The sequence below is a fragment of the Vreelandella songnenensis genome (assembly GCF_003002925.1).
GTDB classification, from domain to species: Bacteria; Pseudomonadota; Gammaproteobacteria; order Pseudomonadales; family Halomonadaceae; genus Vreelandella; species Vreelandella songnenensis.
On record NZ_PVTK01000001.1, the window covers coordinates 452392 to 468031 of the forward strand.

16 protein-coding genes are annotated in these 15640 nt (G+C 61.4%); 5 read left to right on the plus strand and 11 right to left on the minus strand.

The genetic code is table 11. The features are described 5' to 3' along the window. Window positions 1-6 precede the first annotated feature (6 nt). The gene (locus B0H98_RS01960; RefSeq protein ID WP_106373386.1) at window positions 7-345 is read left to right on the plus strand and encodes a hypothetical protein; all 339 of its coding nucleotides are present in this window, start codon (window positions 7-9) and stop codon (window positions 343-345) included. Window positions 346-429: 84 nt separating this feature from the next. On the opposite strand, the gene B0H98_RS01965 is transcribed toward B0H98_RS01960, so the two are convergent. The 7 genes from B0H98_RS01965 to prmB form a co-directional block, all read right to left on the minus strand. Beyond that, window positions 430-1011 (minus strand): SCO family protein, encoded by a 582-nt coding sequence (locus tag B0H98_RS01965; RefSeq protein WP_106373387.1) that lies wholly within the window; start codon window positions 1009-1011, stop codon window positions 430-432. 18 nt (window positions 1012-1029) lie between these two features. Then, window positions 1030-1497, minus strand: a complete 468-nt coding sequence (locus tag B0H98_RS01970) for a copper chaperone PCu(A)C (protein ID WP_106373388.1) — start codon at window positions 1495-1497, stop codon at window positions 1030-1032. A gap of 223 nt (window positions 1498-1720) precedes the next feature. Next, window positions 1721-3559, minus strand: coding sequence for a class I poly(R)-hydroxyalkanoic acid synthase (phaC, locus tag B0H98_RS01975; RefSeq protein ID WP_106373389.1), 1839 nt, complete (start codon window positions 3557-3559; stop codon window positions 1721-1723). Window positions 3560-3651: 92 nt separating this feature from the next. Then, window positions 3652-4062 carry a phasin family protein gene (locus tag B0H98_RS01980; protein ID WP_106373390.1) on the minus strand — a complete coding sequence of 137 codons (411 nt, stop codon included), beginning with the start codon at window positions 4060-4062 and terminating at the stop codon, window positions 3652-3654. A gap of 178 nt (window positions 4063-4240) precedes the next feature. Further along, the gene (locus B0H98_RS01985) at window positions 4241-4630 is read right to left on the minus strand and encodes a hypothetical protein (RefSeq protein ID WP_106373391.1); all 390 of its coding nucleotides are present in this window, start codon (window positions 4628-4630) and stop codon (window positions 4241-4243) included. A 57-nt stretch (window positions 4631-4687) separates the two neighbouring features. Then, a complete protein-coding gene (gene aroC, locus B0H98_RS01990; RefSeq protein WP_106373392.1) occupies window positions 4688-5779 on the minus strand; it encodes a chorismate synthase in 1092 nt (363 codons plus the stop codon). Between the two features lie 13 nt (window positions 5780-5792). After that, window positions 5793-6752, minus strand: coding sequence for a 50S ribosomal protein L3 N(5)-glutamine methyltransferase (gene prmB, locus B0H98_RS01995; RefSeq protein ID WP_106373393.1), 960 nt, complete (start codon window positions 6750-6752; stop codon window positions 5793-5795). Between the two features lie 178 nt (window positions 6753-6930). On the opposite strand from prmB, the gene B0H98_RS02000 reads away from it, so the two are divergent. Then, on the plus strand, window positions 6931-7500 hold the full coding sequence (locus tag B0H98_RS02000; protein WP_106373394.1) for a Smr/MutS family protein: 570 nt from the start codon (window positions 6931-6933) through the stop codon (window positions 7498-7500). 5 nt (window positions 7501-7505) lie between these two features. Here the strand turns inward: B0H98_RS02000 and B0H98_RS02005 are convergent, their stop codons facing one another. Further along, window positions 7506-8522, minus strand: coding sequence for a patatin-like phospholipase family protein (locus tag B0H98_RS02005; RefSeq protein WP_106373395.1), 1017 nt, complete (start codon window positions 8520-8522; stop codon window positions 7506-7508). A gap of 43 nt (window positions 8523-8565) precedes the next feature. Next, the gene (locus B0H98_RS02010; protein WP_422822136.1) at window positions 8566-9465 is read right to left on the minus strand and encodes an alpha/beta fold hydrolase; all 900 of its coding nucleotides are present in this window, start codon (window positions 9463-9465) and stop codon (window positions 8566-8568) included. A gap of 317 nt (window positions 9466-9782) precedes the next feature. On the opposite strand from B0H98_RS02010, the gene B0H98_RS02015 reads away from it, so the two are divergent. The 3 genes from B0H98_RS02015 to B0H98_RS02025 are packed head-to-tail and all read left to right on the plus strand — an operon-like array spanning window position 9783 to window position 12691. Beyond that, window positions 9783-10226 (plus strand): LexA family protein, encoded by a 444-nt coding sequence (locus B0H98_RS02015; protein WP_106373397.1) that lies wholly within the window; start codon window positions 9783-9785, stop codon window positions 10224-10226. Beyond that, on the plus strand, window positions 10223-11536 hold the full coding sequence (locus B0H98_RS02020) for a Y-family DNA polymerase (protein WP_106373398.1): 1314 nt from the start codon (window positions 10223-10225) through the stop codon (window positions 11534-11536). Before B0H98_RS02015 ends, B0H98_RS02020 begins: the two co-directional genes overlap by 4 nt. Before the next feature lie 30 nt (window positions 11537-11566). Next, complete coding sequence (locus B0H98_RS02025; protein ID WP_106373399.1) at window positions 11567-12691, plus strand: LBF_2804 family protein; 1125 nt, start codon at window positions 11567-11569, stop codon at window positions 12689-12691. On the opposite strand, the gene B0H98_RS02030 is transcribed toward B0H98_RS02025, so the two are convergent. Together B0H98_RS02030 and B0H98_RS02035 are read right to left on the minus strand one after the other, a co-directional pair. After that, on the minus strand, window positions 12688-14151 hold the full coding sequence (locus tag B0H98_RS02030) for a sodium-dependent transporter (RefSeq protein ID WP_106373400.1): 1464 nt from the start codon (window positions 14149-14151) through the stop codon (window positions 12688-12690). The genes B0H98_RS02025 and B0H98_RS02030 overlap by 4 nt on opposite strands. Before the next feature lie 102 nt (window positions 14152-14253). Beyond that, window positions 14254-15480 (minus strand): YbfB/YjiJ family MFS transporter, encoded by a 1227-nt coding sequence (locus tag B0H98_RS02035; protein WP_106373401.1) that lies wholly within the window; start codon window positions 15478-15480, stop codon window positions 14254-14256. Window positions 15481-15640 lie beyond the last annotated feature (160 nt).

The window sequence follows — 15640 nt, forward strand, 5'->3', positions numbered from 1 at the left end:
AACGCCATGCTTAAATCACGCCCCTTTATCCTGCTCGTTGTGCTCCCACTGGCCCTGATCGTCGTACTGGGCGCGGCCATCTTTGGCAGCCAGGCCCTGTCGGATAGCCACGTGGATAGCGACATTCAGCGCGCCCTGGCCCAGAAGCTCGATACCTCCAGCGACATCGAGCTTTCCCAGCTGCAGAAGGTGCAGTACGGCTACGGTATTTGCGGACTCTACCGTACCTCGTCGTCGGAAAATGGCTATGCGTCGTTCTTCTACGACACCGATAGCGAGAACGTGGAACTGGATATCAATTCGCGCCTGTACAAATCGCGTTGCGGCCTCTCTTCGGTGTGCTGAGCGGTGAGGTAAAACAAGGCAGCGTAAAACAAAAAGGGGCAGCGCCATGGCGCTGCCCCTTTTTTATCGCTGATTACCCAAGCACTATCCGCCCTGCGACGCCAGGCGCTTGATATCCGCCTCAGCGTCCGACACCGGGTGGCTGTCGCGCATCAGAAACTGCGCCTGGCCTTCGCGATCAAAGGCAAAAACGGCGCTCGAGTGGGTTACCAGGTAGTCACCGTTCTCGTTCTCTTCACCATACTCGTAGGCGATGCGGTAGCGGTTGGTCACCGCGTCGATTTCCGCCTGCTCGCCGCTCAAGCCGATAAACTCGGGGCCGAAGGCGTCAGTGTAGCGTTTCAATACCTCAGGGGTGTCGCGGCTCGGGTCCACGGAGATAAACAGCACCTGGATATTGTCGCGGGTCTCGTCATCCAGATCGCGGATGGTATCGCCAAGCCTTGAAAGCGTGATCGGGCAGACATCCGGGCAGAAGGTATAGCCGAAGTAGACCAGCGTCGCCTTTCCCCGGTAATCCTCACCGTGTACCGTTTCGCCCTCTTCATTGGTCAGCGTGAAATCGAGCGGGGGCATGATGTCGCCAATATCCGTCGTACGCCAGCTCTGATCACTGCAGCCTGCCAGCACGAAAGACGCAAGCCCCGCGAACAACAACTTATACATGAATCACTTCCTATCAGGTTACAGAGAAGCCGGAGAGACAACGTCAAACGTGACCGGCAGGCGCTGCTCATCGCTGAACTCGAGCACGACCTCCGCCTTATCGCCTTCGCTCAATGCCTCGATGCGGCGCATGAACATCAGGTGATGGCCCTTGGGCGCAAACTCGATACGCTCACCCGGGGCAATGTCGAGTGATTCGATGGCGTGCATGTGCGCCATGCCCTCGTGCTCCGAGCTTACGTGCATCTCGACGCTTTCGAACGCCGGGCTTTCAGCGCCCACCAGCGTCACGGTTTCTTCACCTGAGTTTGCAAGCTCGAAATAGCCCGCACCGGGAGTATTGCCGGGCAGCAGGCTCAGCCGGGCGTTGCTCACTTCGAGAGTGCTTGCCTGGGCAACACCCGTACCCAGCATCAGGGCCAGGGCGCCGAGTGCGAGCCCCCGGCAGGCACGATTGTTCAGCACGTCGAATACGTTACTCGCCATTATTCACTACTCCTCAAAGGAATTGCTGCCGCGCCGCCAGTGCCGTGTCAGATACCATTTCGCGCCTGGGCGCTGCGCCAAAATCCTGGTTACCATAGCCCGAACCGGGGCCTGGACAAACCACCTGCGACATTATGTCAATCGCGGAAAACCACCAAGCCCTGACCAGCGACGGCCAGGGCTTGGTAGCGATACCCCCTATCCCTTCAGTGCAGAACTTGCCTCACGAGCTCTCGTTTAACACGTCCGGAATGGTCATTTTCACGTAGCGCCCGGGCGCTGGCTCGATCACGTCGAGCTTGCCCTGCCCCGGTTGCCGTGCCGGTACCATTTTCTGGGTATCGGCGTAGCCGTTCTGGGTCATCCACGCCTGCCAGTGCGGCCACCAGGAGCCTTCGTTGTACGTGGCCTTTTCAAGCCACGCCTCAGGGCTTTCCGCCAGGGTGTCGTTGCTCCAGTAGCCATACTTGTTCTTCGCCGGCGGGTTCACGATGCCGGCAATATGCCCTGAGCCACCCAGCACGAAAGTCACCGCCCCCTTGGGCAGCAGCGCACCGTAATAGGTGCTGTTCCACTTGGCGATGTGGTCTTCCTTGGTGGAAACGAAGTAGCTTGGCGTAGCCACCTTGCGCAGATCGATCTTCACGCCATCAAGCTCGATGCCACCGGGCTCGACCAGGCGGTTTTCAAGGTACATATGGCGCAGATACCAGGCGTGGGTGCTGGCAGGCAAGTTGGTGCCGTCAGTGTTCCAGTGGAGCAGGTCAAAGGCGGCGGGCATCTCGCCCTTCAGGTAATTGTTGATATAGAACGACCAGAAAAGATCGTTTTCACGCAGCAGATTGAAGGTATAGGCCATGGAGCGGCCGTCCAGATACCCCTTGAGCTGCATGCTGTGCTCGATGCCCTGCACGACCGCCTCATTCAGGAACACGCCGATATCGCCAGGGTCACGAAAATCCTGAAGCGTGGCCATGTAGGTGACCGATTTCACCTTGCGCGCGCGCCGGGTGCTGGTCAGGTAGGCCACGGTGGAGGCGGTCAGCGTGCCGCCTACGCAATAGCTCACCAGGTTGACCGATGTTTCCCCGCAGGCACGCTCAATGGCGTCCATGGCGCTGATCGGCCCCATCTGCATGTAGTCCGCCCAGGTTATATCGCGCTGCGCGGGTCCAGGGTTGCGCCATGAGATAAGAAATACCGTATGGCCCTGATCCACCAGCCACTTGACCATGGAGTTGTCCTGGCGCAGATCAAGAATGTAGTACTTGTTGATCCACGGTGGCACGATCAGAAGCGGCGTCTTGAAGGTCTGTTCGGTACTGGGAGCGTATTGAATCAGCTGAATCAGCTCGTTTTCATACACCACCGCACCTTCCGTCACCGCAATGTTGTCACCAATTCCGAAGGCATTGCGCTCGGTCATGCAAACGTTGATACCTTCGGCAGAGTTTTCCAGGTCTTCGCGCAGCCGGGCCAGCCCCTCGACCAGGTTCTTTCCGCGGGTCTGCAGCGTGCGCCGCACCACTTCGGGGTTGGTGGACATAAAGTTGGTCGGCGCCATGGCGCTGACCAGTTGCCGGGCATAAAACGCCAGGTTGCGCTGCTGGGTGGTGTCCATGCCATCAAGGCTTTCCACCAGCTCCTCAACCGTCTGGGAAAACAGCAGGTACTGCTGCATGATCGCCGTATAGTGAGGGTCCTGAGTCCAGGCCTCATCCTTGAAACGGCGGTCGCTTTTGGCGGGGGTGATCAGCGGGCTGACCTGCTCACCGGCCAGAGCACGCATGCTTTGTTGCCAGAGCAGCCACTGGTCCTGCATCAGGCGCGTCTGGGTCTGCCACAGCAGGTTGGGGTTGTTCATCAGGGCCTTTGCGCCAGCCTCGAAGCTTTTGCGCATCTCCCCGTAGACCGAGTCGGCAGCCTCGGAAGGCGCCATGCGTGCGAGCATATCCTGCATCAGCGCCTGATACTGATCATTCATCTCCTTGAGCTGCGCGCTCCAGGCCTGCAGGTCTTCACAGGACAGACCATCCGGCGGCGTTTCCCACCCTGACTGCATACTGATTCCCCTTCACCCCCGACGTGGAGCCAGGCGTTTCATCAAGACAATAAGCAAACGGCGCCGAAAGGCGCCGCCAACAGGCTGACAGGTCAGTTCTTGCGGGTCGACTTGCTCGAAGCGTTGCCGGGCTGCTCCCCCTTGGCGGCAGACGTGGCCTGCTCCGCCATTTGCTGTCCGGCGTCGCTGAACAGCTTTTCCATTTCGGCCTTGAACTGCAGGCTCATGTCCCCCATGGCCCGTGCGTCTTCCTGCATCTGCTGGGAGATCTCGTTCATCATCTCGGCCTGCTGAGCGCCGAAGTCGCGCAGGCTTTCGGCATCCTGAACGGCGGTGGCGCTGCGAATGCGCTCGGTACCCATCTGGCTGTAGCGCTTCATGGCCTCCAGCTGGTACTGGGTCATTTTTTCCATGTTGTTGAGCATCAGCGAGTTCATCTTGCGCATCGGCTCGAACATCTGACGGGTCTGGGCGTTAAAGGCGTCCATCATCTTGTCTTGCATGGTGTGTGCTCCTCGGTCGGTGCCGGATAGGGTTGATTCCGGACATGAGCATGAGTGCTCATAAGAACGTGATTTGCTGCACTGCAAAAAAGAGTAATCCCAGACCTGATTCATTGCAACGGCTGACAATGCTTCAAGCCTGGTCGAGAACGCGCTTTGCGCTATTACCCTGTTTTCTCTACTCGGCCTTTCCTTTACTGCTGCGTGAGCGCGAAGACGCCGTCTGGGCAGACGATTGCTTGCGCGTCTCAGTGCGGCCAGCCTGCTCGCTGTCATCGGCGCCGGCACTGCTCGCCCCTGCACTTGCGCTGCCTGCCTGACGCAGCATGTCCAGCATCATCTGCTGGTAGGTACCAAAGTTGGCAAGCCCCTGGGACAGCCCTTGCTGCATCATGGGCTGCTGCAGAAAAGGCCGCATCAGGCTCATGGGGTCATAACCGTCGACGCCCGACTCCATCTGGCGCTGAATATGTTCCAGCAGGTTCTGCTGGAACGCTTCCACATCGGGCAGGCCCAACGCTTGGCGAAATTCATCCGGGGTCAGGTCAAATTCAACGTTGATCTTCATGGGCAACTCCTCAGCCGTCTCGTTTGAGTGTAGCAGCGATACGCGAAGGCCGGCGCTTTAACGCTGCGCCAGGCGAGGTGTATCAACGCTTACCTCACCGTTCTGGCCGCGCTGGCGCAGCCAGTGGTCCAGCAGGGTAATCGCCATCATGGCCTCGGCAATGGGCGTTGCGCGAATGCCCACACAGGGGTCGTGACGGCCCTTGGTAATCACCTCGACCGGCTCACCGTGCACATCGATGGAGCGCCCGGGCGTGGTAATGCTCGAAGTGGGCTTGAGCGCCAGCCTGGCGACAATGGGCTGGCCGCTGGAAATACCGCCCAGCACGCCGCCGGCGTGGTTGGAGAGAAAGCCTTCCGGAGTCATCTCGTCGCGGTGTTCGCTGCCGCGCTGGGCAACCGAGCCAAAGCCTGCACCAATCTCGATGCCCTTGACCGCGTTGATGCTCATAAGACCATGCGCCAGATCGGCATCCAGGCGATCAAACACCGGCTCGCCAAGGCCGACCGGCACGCCTTCGGCGACCACGGTAATCTCCGCACCGACGGAATCCTGGTCACGGCGCAGCTGGTCCATGTAGGTTTCAAGCTCGGCCACGCGTGAGGGGTCGGGGCAGAAAAAGGCGTTCTGCTCGACGGCGTCCCACTCCTTGAACGCGATCTTGATCGGGCCAAGCTGGCTCATGTAGCCACGGATCTGCACGCCTTGCGCTGCCAGATACTTCTTGGCAATCGCCCCGGCCGCCACGCGCATGGCGGTTTCGCGGGCACTCGAACGGCCGCCGCCGCGATAGTCGCGGTGACCGTACTTGTGGTGATAGGTGTAGTCCGCGTGGGCCGGGCGGAACTGATCCTTGATCTTCGAGTAGTCCTTCGAGCGCTGGTCGGTGTTCTCGATCAGCAGGCCAATCGAGGTGCCGGTGGTCTTGCCCTCGAAAACCCCTGACAGAATGCGCACCCGATCAGGCTCCTGGCGCTGGGTGGTATGCCGGGAACTGCCGGGGCGGCGGCGGTCCAGGTCGCGCTGCAGGTCCTCCTCGCACAGCGCAAGCCCCGGCGGGCAGCCATCCACGATGGCGCCAAGTGCCACGCCGTGGCTCTCTCCAAAGGTGGTCACGGTAAACAGTTTGCCAAAGCTATTGCCAGACATGGGCGTTAATTCCTCACGCAAAAGACGCCGCATGGGCGTCGAGTTCAGCAGCGCTCAGGACGAAGACGCCCTGGCCGCCGCGCTCGAATTCAAGCCACAGGAAAGGCACGTCGGGAAACGCGGCTTCCACGTGGCGGTCAGAGTTGCCCACTTCCACGATCAGCCAGCCCGTATCGGTCAGGTGGCTGCGCGCTTCGCGCAGAATGCGCCGCACGATATCCAGGCCGTCCTGCCCGGCGCCCAGCGCCAGCGCCGGCTCATGGCGGAATTCGGCGGGCATGGTGGCCAGGTCCCGCGCATCCACGTAGGGCGGGTTGGAAACGATCAGATCAAAGCGCTGGCCTTCGAGCCCGTCAAACACATCGGACGCGACAGCGCGTACCCGGTCGCCTACCTCGTGGCGGGTAATGTTTTCACGCGCGACGGCCAGTGCGTCCTGGCTGATGTCGGCAAGGGTCACTTCGCAGGTAGGCAGATAAAGGCCGGTGGCGATACCGATACAGCCCGAGCCGGTGCACAGATCCAGCACGCTTTGCGGTGGCTCTTCCGGGAACCAGGCTGCAAATCCGTCCTCGATCAGCTCGGCAATCGGCGAGCGCGGGATCAGCACGCGCTCATCGACGTTGAACGGGTGGCCGGCAAAAAACGCCTCGCCCAGCAGATACGGCAGCGGCTGGCGGGTAGTGACCCGCTGGCGCGCCAGGTGGATGATACGCTGGCGCTCGACGGGCAGCAGGCGCGCTTCCAGCACGGCGGGGTCCACGTTCCAGGGCAGGTGAAGCGCGCCCAGACACAGCGCCACCGCCTCATCCCAGGCGGACTGCGTGCCGTGGCCGTAGTGAAGCCCGGCCAGGTAGAACTCGCTGGACACCCAGCGCAGATAGTCGCGTAGCGTAAAAAGGTCGCTCACCAGCGCCGTATCCGGCAATGAAAGGGTGGAGTGAGAGGTCTCATGGTTGAGGGGCGTGGTCACAGCGACTCCTGATAACGAAAAACATCCGCGCAGCCATTATGCAGCTACACTCGGTTGATAAAGCAAAGATGATACCTTTAACGATTGTACCTTTGACGCCGCCCGGTTCACAGCGACGCTCAGCCCGCTATACTGTCGCTCTTTATACCATTTCCCACTTTTCATACTTGAGCCTGACATGACGCGACGCCGCCACCTGCCTAACGATGACGATATCAGCGCCTTTCGCCAGGCGCTGCAAGCTGCAGGCGTGCGCCGTATTGCCACCAATCAGGCAGACCCCGGCAAGCCCAAGCGTAACGATGATGCCCACCAGGCGCGCCGCCACTCGGCGGTGGAGAGCAGCACGCCTCAGGCCAGCGGGCGCACCTCGGATGGCCGCGTGGAGGCCGTGCGCCCGTCGGAGTACCTGGAGTTCAGCGTGCCCGACCTGCCCTGGCGCACTTTCAGCCAGCTAAAACGCGGCCAGACCGAGTGGCAGGCGGGGCTTGACCTGCACGGCTACACCCTGGAAGAGGCCCGCGCGGAGCTGGAAAGCTTTCTGCGCGACGCCGCAGGCCAGGGGCTGCGCTGCGTGCTGGTGGTTCACGGCAAGGCGTGGGGCACGAACGCGGATTTTCCGGTACTCAAGAGCCATACCAATACCTGGCTGCGCGAATGGCCTGGCGTGCTGGCGTTCTGCTCGGCGATTGATATCGATGGCGGTACCGGGGCAGTTTACATTCTGCTGCGCAAGCGCGGAGCGTAAGCCGATTATTCAGCGGCATCCGACGCGATGCCGGGCATACGCCGCTCAAGCGCTTCATCGGCCAGGTGCCGCCCCAGGCGAATCAAGTCCTTGGCCCGATGAAACTCGTGCGTACTGCATACCGTCTTGGGTATCTCGATCAGGACATCCGGCGGATAACCGGCAATCTTGTACTTCGCCAACGCCGCCTGGGTAATATCAAAGGACTCCAGAATCATGCCGAGCCGGCTCCACTCGCGCTTGCCGCGGGCCTCGGGCGTCTGTTCCTCTTCTTCTTCATCACTCTCTCCGTTACCGCCCAGGCCATCCCATAATCGTTTGGTAACTTCGCGCACGTCGCTCATCCAGCCGCCCAGGTTGGCGTCGCGCTCGCGCTCCTGAGCCGTGCGGCTATCGTTTTCTTCCTGCTCTTGAGGCAGCAGCTCTTCAAGCGCCACCGGCTGCGGGCTATGGGCCGTCACGTTGACGGCGATGACCAGGTCAGCGTCGTGCGCTGCCACGATCGGCATGATCGGCAAGGGGTTGAGCAGCCCGCCATCGACCAGCATCTGATCGCCCATGCTGACCGGCGTAATGACGCCGGGAATAGCGATGGAAGCGCGTATGGCGCGCAGCAGCGGGCCGCTTTGAAACCACACCTCACGCTGGCGCACCAGGTCGGTGGCTACCGTGGTCACGGGTATCGGCAGGTCTTCGATCAGCACATCGCCCACCAGCCCTTCGAGCTTGTTCATTACCTTGTTGGCGCGTATGGCTCCCATGGGGCTCCAGGTCACGTCCACGAGCCTGAGCACGTCGAGATAGTCCAGGTTGCACACCCACTCGCGGTACTCGGGCAGTTTTCCTGAGGCGTAGATCCCCCCGATCAGCGCCCCCATGGAGCAGCCGGCGATAGAAATAATCTCGAATCCCCGCGCTTCCAGCGCTTCGATCACGCCAATATGTGCATAGCCACGTGCCCCGCCGCTGCCCAGCACCAGGGCCACCTTTTTACCGTCGCCCACACGCGTCAGTTGGTTCATTGCTTGTCCTTTCCCGTGCCTGTCGTCAGTTCACTGATGGCTGTTATCTTGCCGTTTCACCCCAATGGGCGGCTATTCTGCCTGCGACGCTTGCGGCTTCGCGAGGCTCAAGGTGCAAGTGATGCCCGCCGGGCAATACCTGCCGGGTGAGATGTCTGACCGCCTGGCGCGCCTGCTCGGCCCACTGACGCTCGCCGAGAATTCCCCGTTCGCCTTCAATCAACAGCACCGGGGCCTCGATGCTGGCCAATTGCGCCAGCACCTGCTCGGGGGTGAACCTCACCAGTGATGGCTTCAGCAGCCGGGTATCGGTGCGCATCTGCACCTGGCCATCCGCCGTGGCTTGGGTATTGCGCTCGACAAGGGGCGTGGCGGTGACGCTATCCAGCGCCGTCGCCCCGCCCGCTACCCGCGCCGCCACGGCGCTTTCGATATCGGCGTAGCGCGGCGCCCGGGAAAGCGGCCGCCGGTAAGCAATGAGTCCCTTGCGCAATTGGCTTGCGGTCTCTTCCGCCGGCGTATTCAGCGCCCCCAGGCCGTCAATCAGCGTCAGCCGGGCAATGCGCTCGGGCACAGCCGCCGCCAGCACGCAGGCCACCGCCGCGCCCATGGAGTGGGCCAGCAGCGAGGCCTTGTCGATCTCGAGTGCGTCCATCACGTCCAGCACGTCGTGGCAGTAATCCCACAGCGCATAGTCGCCGCCGGGCGGGGCGTGCTGCGAATGGCCGTGGCCACGAAAATCGATGGCCACGATGCGAATATCCAGCGCTTCAACCAGCAGTGGGGCCAGGCGGGTAAAGCTTGCCGCGTTGTCCAGCCAGCCGTGTAGCGCCAGCCATACAGGCGCGCCCACACGCCCCCAGCCAAGGCCGGCCAGGCGACCGGCTGCCAGCGACAGCGGTTGCGCGGCGTGGGAAGAGCGCTTCGAAGTGGGTTCAAACATGGGCATGGTTCCTGACAGGGCTTGGTGACGACAGCGCTTGATGAAATGCCTGGATGACGGTATTGGCAACAGACGTTACCATGCCAGACGCAATTCTTCCGCCGCTTTTACCCACAATTGTTAATGGTGATTTCATGAAACCACGCCGCGATACGCGCGCCCGTAATCTCGTCTTTTTAGTGGCCGTGGTCAGCGCCATTGTAGTGGGCCTGTGGCTCGCCCGTTAACCTGAACCTGCAAGCGCCACGCTTGCAATTTCTGCCTCACGAATAAATACTGTACATCCATACATATTAAATTCAGTGAGGATGCCGACGATGTCGTTACCGCCATCGCCTGTCGCGCCAGCCTTGCCGTTAACGCCTCAGCCGCTGCCTTACTCCTCCTTGCAAGGCCGCGCTGGCTTTAGCGGCTTTCCATCGCCAGCGCAGGATTACGAGCCGCGTACGCTCGATCTCAATACGCGGTTGATCAAGAACCCGACCCAGACGTTCTATCTCTCGGCCGCCGGCGACAGCATGGAAGGCTGGGGAATTTTCGAAGGCGACCTGCTGGTCGTGGATCGCAGCATCAAGCCGCGCCTGGGCCATATTCTGGTGGCGATGCTGGATGACGAAGTGCTGATCAAGCGCTACGCCCTCTACCGCGGCACCCCGCACCTCTGTTCGGCTCACCCCCACTACCCGCCACTCCCCCTGGAAGATACCGACTGTCAGCTGTGGGGTGTGGTACGCGCGGTGATCCACGAGTACCTACGATGATCGGCCTGGTGGATGCCAACAACTTCTACGTCAGCTGCGAGCGCGTCTTCGACCCTTCCCTGGAAGGCAAGCCCGTGGGCGTCATGTCAAACAATGACGGCTGCATCATTGCCCGCTCCGCCGAGATGAAAGCCATGGACATTCCCATGGGAGTACCCGCTTTCAAGCTCGAAGCACTGCGCCAGCGCGGCGAGATCCACCTGAAATCCTCCAACTACGAACTGTATGGCGACATGTCCGCAAGGCTATGCCAGCTGCTACGCGATACCTGCCCGGCGGTGTCGCCCTACTCCATCGATGAAATGTTCGTCTATCTCGAGGAATTCACCGACAGGCAGTGCCAGATACTTGGCGAGTGGCTGCGCCGGCGCATTCGCCGCCACCTGGGTCTGCCCGTATGTGTCGGGCTGGCACCGACCCACACGCTGGCCAAACTGGCCAACCACTTTGCCAAGCAGATGCCACACTATCAGGGCGTATGCCTGCTTCAAGCCGACGGTGCCGCAACCGCCGCACTGCTCAAGCAGACGCCGGTGGGCAGCGTCTGGGGGATTGGCCGCCGCCTGGCCGAGCGGCTTGCCGTCAGCGACATCCATACCGCCTGGGACCTTCGCGAAGCCGACGTTCAACGGCTGCGCAAGCGCTTTTCCGTGGTGCTGGCGCGCACCGCGCTGGAACTGCGCGGCACGGCCTGCCTGCACATGAACGACCTGGACCAGCCGCGCCACCGCATCATGACGTCACGCTCCTTCGGCCAGCCGACCGGGGTAAAGCAGGAAGTGCATAATGCTCTGCGCCGTCACGCCCAGCGCAGCGCTGAAAAGCTCCGCCAGCAGCAGAGCATGGCACGGGCGGTGATGATCTTTCTCAACACCAACCGCCATCGGCGCGACCAGCGCCAGTACTTCCCCCACGCCATGGTAGCCCTGCCGGCACCCAGCGACGATACACGTGCCATTCTGGATGCCGTGCGCCAGGGTCTCGAGCAGATTTACCGGCCGGGCTACCGCTTCATGAAAGCAGGCGTCATGCTGCTGGACCTGGTGGACGCCGAGCAGCACCAGCTCTCGCTGCTCAATCCGCCTTCGCGCAATCGCTATCCGCTACTCATGGCCACGCTCGACGACATCAACCGGCGCATGGGGCAAGGCACGATCAGTTTTGGCATGACCAACGCCAACGCCGCCTGGCAGTTGCGCTGCGCCCACCGCTCTCACCGCTATACCACGCGCTGGGACGAACTGATGCAGGCTGGCACGCATCCAGGCGCCATCAGGGAGTGCGCTTTGCGCAAGCAGCCGCTACCCTAAAGGGACGCAAACAAAGGACATTTCGCTGCTATGCCACTGGAAAGGCCCGATAAGGAATTCGCCCCCTCCCCAGACCTGGCGCAACGCTGGGCAAACCGCTACATCAGCCGCCTTTTGAAACATCAAGCACCGCTGGACACCCCCGACCCCGTGGCCATCAAGCGTATCAAGCGCTGGGCCATGGTATGGGCGGCGGTTGCCGGTATCGTTTCCGGCACGCTGATTGGCGGCGGCGAATGGTGGATGAAACGCATCGCCATCGCGGACTGGTCGAGCCTGAACTTCAGCGAGCAGGTGCCTTACTGGATTGCCTACTACGCAGCGGCCGGGGTGGTGACGGCCTTCGAAATCGGCTTTCTGTACTGGAACGCCCTGCGCGGCGTTACCCATATTACCCGCAGGGCGGGCCTGCCCTATTCGCAGCAGGCGGCGTTTACCCCTTCCGTGCAGTTGACCGTTCACGGCATCGCACGCATTGCTCTTGAGTACCCAAGCTCCGGCAATACCATTTACGGCATCAACCCTCATGCCTACCTGCACGGCTGGAAGCTGACACTCAAGACGCTGCTTTACCGGCTGAAGATAAGCCTGAGCAGCTTCATTCTGCGCGTAGTGATGCGCCGCGTGCTGGGGCGTCTTGCGCTGCGCGGGTTCATTCCCATGCTGATGGGGCCGCTGTACGCCATCTGGAACGCCTGGATTGCCGCCCGCGTGCTGCACCAGGCGCATCTGGTGGCTTACGGCCCGCCGCGCATCGACGCCTTGATGAAGGAGCTCAACGAGCTGCCGCTTGCCCAGCGCCGGCTGGTCGTGCAGGGGATTGGCGAGCTGATGATGCGCAACCGTCACCCGCATCCGAACCTGGTGCTGCTGCTTTCGCAGCTTTTGGAAACGCTGCCGGACAAACCTCAAAGTGTCGATATCGATTGGCCCGATACGCTCAGGCAGTACGCCAACCTAGAGCAGCCGCAACGCACACAGGTGCTGGAAAGCCTGACCCAGGCGGCCATTCTCAGCGGGCCTTTCAAAGGCGCCAGAAAGAAATTTCTACGGGAAGTGTATGCGCGCTGCCAGACGCCGCTGCAGGAACAAGCCGTGGTGGCTCGGCAACGGCGCTGGCTTGCAGGAGAAGAGACTAAGGTCTCAAGCGATTAGGCTTTCGCTAGCGCCTTGCGCAGCCGCGGGCTGAGCAGCTCGCCAATGATACCCATCAGCACCAGAATGCCCAGCAGCCACGGCCAGTGCACCGAGAAGGTCACGCTATAAAGCCCGAGCGCATCGGCAAAGATCACCAGAATGCCCAAGGGGCTTACATAGCGCACCATGGCAAGCCACAGCGCATAGGGCAACGGCGCAAGCCCCAGCTCATCGCGGAAGGTGGCGTTTTTCAGAATAAAGCCTGCCAGCACCACGGTGCCCAGGCCGCCCAGCGGCATCATCCAGCGTGAAGTGATGTAATCCAGCCAGTCAAAGAAGGTCTTGCCCGCCAGCGTCCAGTCGGCGCCCACGTTGAAGGAGAGCATGGCGGCGGTGCTGATCAGCCACAGCACGATACCCGTGCTCCATGCTGCCGAGCGCCGCGAGAAGCCCTTGTTATCGCACAGCCAGGAAACCGTGGCCTCGACCATGGAGATCGACGAGGTCAGCGCCGCCATGGAGAGCATCACGAAGAACAGCACGCCAAACAGCGTGCCCAGCGGCATGGCCTGAAACGCCAGCGGCAGGCTCATGAAGATAAGCCCTGGGCCTTCACCAGGGTTCATGCCGTTGGCAAAGATGACCGGAAAGATCGCCAGGCCCGCCATCAGGGCCACGGCGGTGTCGGCAACCGCCACGCTGATGGAAGTACGGGCAATCGAGGCGCCCTTGGGCAGGTAGCTGCCGTAGGTAAGAATGGCGCCAGACGCCAGCGACAGCGTAAAGAACGCATGCCCAAGGGCTGCCAGCATGCCCTCGCTTGACAGGCTACCGGCATCGAAGGTGAACAGAAAGCGCACCGCGTCACCAAAGCCGCCGGAAAACATGCCGTAAACGATCAGCAGCACCAGCATGATGACCAGCCCCGGCATCATCCAGCCGACGCTTTTCTCGATACCCTCCTGAACGCCCTTGCCCACGATCACCATGGTCACCAGCGTGACCAGCGTGCTCCAGAAGCCGAGATTGAGCGGGTCGGCGTTATTGGCACCAAACACGGCGGCCATGTCATCGACGCTGGTACCGGCAAGCCCGCCGGTCAGCATCTTCCACAGGTAGGAGAACGACCACCCGGCCACCACCACGTAAAACGACAGGATCAGAAAGCCGCACAGCATCGCCATCCAGCCGATCAGCGACCACGCCGATGAACGCCCCGACTCATTGACCACGCGACGAATGGCGTCGATGGGACTGCCCCGCCCGCGCCGACCGAAAGCGATCTCGCTCATCATCACCGGCACGCCCACGGCAAAGATACACGCCAGATAAACCAGTACAAACGCGCCACCACCATACTCGCCGGTGATATACGGGAATTTCCAGATATTGCCCAGCCCAACGGCGGAACCCGTTGCCGCTAGCACGAACCCCCAGCGGCCCAGCCACTGGATGCGAGGTTGCTCGGAAGACGCCATGACCATCCTTCTTGTTTGAAAAAGGCGCTTATCCTAGAGGATTTCGCGCCAAAAGCACAAAACTCTCGTTAACGCTTTTATAAACTGTGTGAAAGCCTGGGCTTAGCGCGCAATCGACAGCGCTTTTGCTTCAGCGTCCAGACGCTGAGCGGTTTGGTCCACCCCACGTAAATAGGCAAGCAGCGCAGCTCCCAGCAGCACAAAACCGCCGGCAAGCCACAGGCCCACGGTATAGTGGCCCGAGGCTTCGGCCAGCATGCCGGTCAAGGCGGGGGCAAAGATCTGCGCGGCGCCATAGGCCAGTGTCATCTGCCCCATCAGCCGCGCCGGGCTTGCCGGGTACAGCTTGCCTGCCATGGTCAGCACCAGGCTCACGCAGCCAAGAAAGGTGCCGCCATACAGCACGGCGCTCAGCATCACCACCGCGAGATTGGCACTGAGTGCCGGCAGCACGATCCCCACGACCTGAATGCTCATCGCAATAATCAAGGCGCCGAGATAACCTACCCGCCGGGCAATGAGATCCCACAGCATCACCGCCGGTGCGGCGGCCAGCCCCACCACGGCAAAGGTCCAGTTGCCCATGCCCGAAAGCAACGGCTCGCGCTCCACGATGGTGACGATAAAGGTGGCATTGATCACATAGCCGTAGCCGGCACAGAAATAGGCCGGCAGCATCAGGCGCATGAAGGTCCGCGTAGGCGGTATGGCGGCGGGCGCGTAAGCTTTGCTGGCACCGGCAAGCGGCTTGACCGGGCGCGGCAGCCAGCGCCAGGCGGGGATTGACAGCACCACGCCCAAAAGGCCGAACATCCACCACTGCGCCTGCCAGTCAAGCGCACGGGAAAGCATGAACTCGACCGACACCGCCGCCAGCACAATCCCCAAACCAAGCCCGGCAAAATGAATGCCCAACTCCCCACGCTGACGGTGCTGCATCAGCCAGTGAAGAATCAGCCCCGACGCCAGGAGCATGGCCGCACTGCTGGAAAGGCCCGCAAAAAAACGCAGCCCCGCCCACAGCCAGAAGCTGTCGGTCAGGGCCATCCCGACGGTCGTCAGCACGGCCAGCCCCAGGCCGATGCGGTAAAGCGTATCCTTTACATGAATGCTGTGAACCACCGCCGCCAGCACGGCACCCAGCATATAGCCTGCGTAATTGAGCGCGGCCAGCCAGCCGCCGTCGGCATCGTTCATCCAGGTTTGCTGCTGCATGATCGGCAAAAGCGGCGTGTAGGCAAAGCGGGCAATCCCGATACACAGAAGCTGACTGAAGACCCCGGCCAGTAAGACCTTGTAACGCTGAACGCGTAGCGATGCTGTGCTCATGCTTTCTCCTGTAGCACTTGCGAATTACTGCCTGGGCCGTTGTTTCCAGGTAATTAGCCTGCATATTACGTGTACATGGCCACGCCCCCCATCGTCTAATGGTGGAAGAGCCGCATTAATCTGGCAGACTGGTCATACGCATGACCACATGGCATAACCA

Coding starts and splice junctions, on each gene's coding strand:
- B0H98_RS02020 (WP_106373398.1), top strand. CDS start 10,223: ATGATCGGCCTGGTGGATGCCAACAACTTCTACGTCAGCTGCGAGCGC.
- B0H98_RS02010 (WP_422822136.1), bottom strand. CDS start 9,465: ATGTTTGAACCCACTTCGAAGCGCTCTTCCCACGCCGCGCAACCGCTG.
- B0H98_RS01965 (WP_106373387.1), bottom strand. CDS start 1,011: ATGTATAAGTTGTTGTTCGCGGGGCTTGCGTCTTTCGTGCTGGCAGGC.
- B0H98_RS02015 (WP_106373397.1), top strand. CDS start 9,783: ATGTCGTTACCGCCATCGCCTGTCGCGCCAGCCTTGCCGTTAACGCCT.
- B0H98_RS02030 (WP_106373400.1), bottom strand. CDS start 14,151: ATGGCGTCTTCCGAGCAACCTCGCATCCAGTGGCTGGGCCGCTGGGGG.
- B0H98_RS02025 (WP_106373399.1), top strand. CDS start 11,567: ATGCCACTGGAAAGGCCCGATAAGGAATTCGCCCCCTCCCCAGACCTG.
- phaC (WP_106373389.1), bottom strand. CDS start 3,559: ATGCAGTCAGGGTGGGAAACGCCGCCGGATGGTCTGTCCTGTGAAGAC.
- B0H98_RS01980 (WP_106373390.1), bottom strand. CDS start 4,062: ATGCAAGACAAGATGATGGACGCCTTTAACGCCCAGACCCGTCAGATG.
- B0H98_RS02035 (WP_106373401.1), bottom strand. CDS start 15,480: ATGAGCACAGCATCGCTACGCGTTCAGCGTTACAAGGTCTTACTGGCC.
- B0H98_RS02000 (WP_106373394.1), top strand. CDS start 6,931: ATGACGCGACGCCGCCACCTGCCTAACGATGACGATATCAGCGCCTTT.
- aroC (WP_106373392.1), bottom strand. CDS start 5,779: ATGTCTGGCAATAGCTTTGGCAAACTGTTTACCGTGACCACCTTTGGA.
- B0H98_RS01960 (WP_106373386.1), top strand. CDS start 7: ATGCTTAAATCACGCCCCTTTATCCTGCTCGTTGTGCTCCCACTGGCC.
- B0H98_RS01985 (WP_106373391.1), bottom strand. CDS start 4,630: ATGAAGATCAACGTTGAATTTGACCTGACCCCGGATGAATTTCGCCAA.
- B0H98_RS02005 (WP_106373395.1), bottom strand. CDS start 8,522: ATGAACCAACTGACGCGTGTGGGCGACGGTAAAAAGGTGGCCCTGGTG.
- B0H98_RS01970 (WP_106373388.1), bottom strand. CDS start 1,497: ATGGCGAGTAACGTATTCGACGTGCTGAACAATCGTGCCTGCCGGGGG.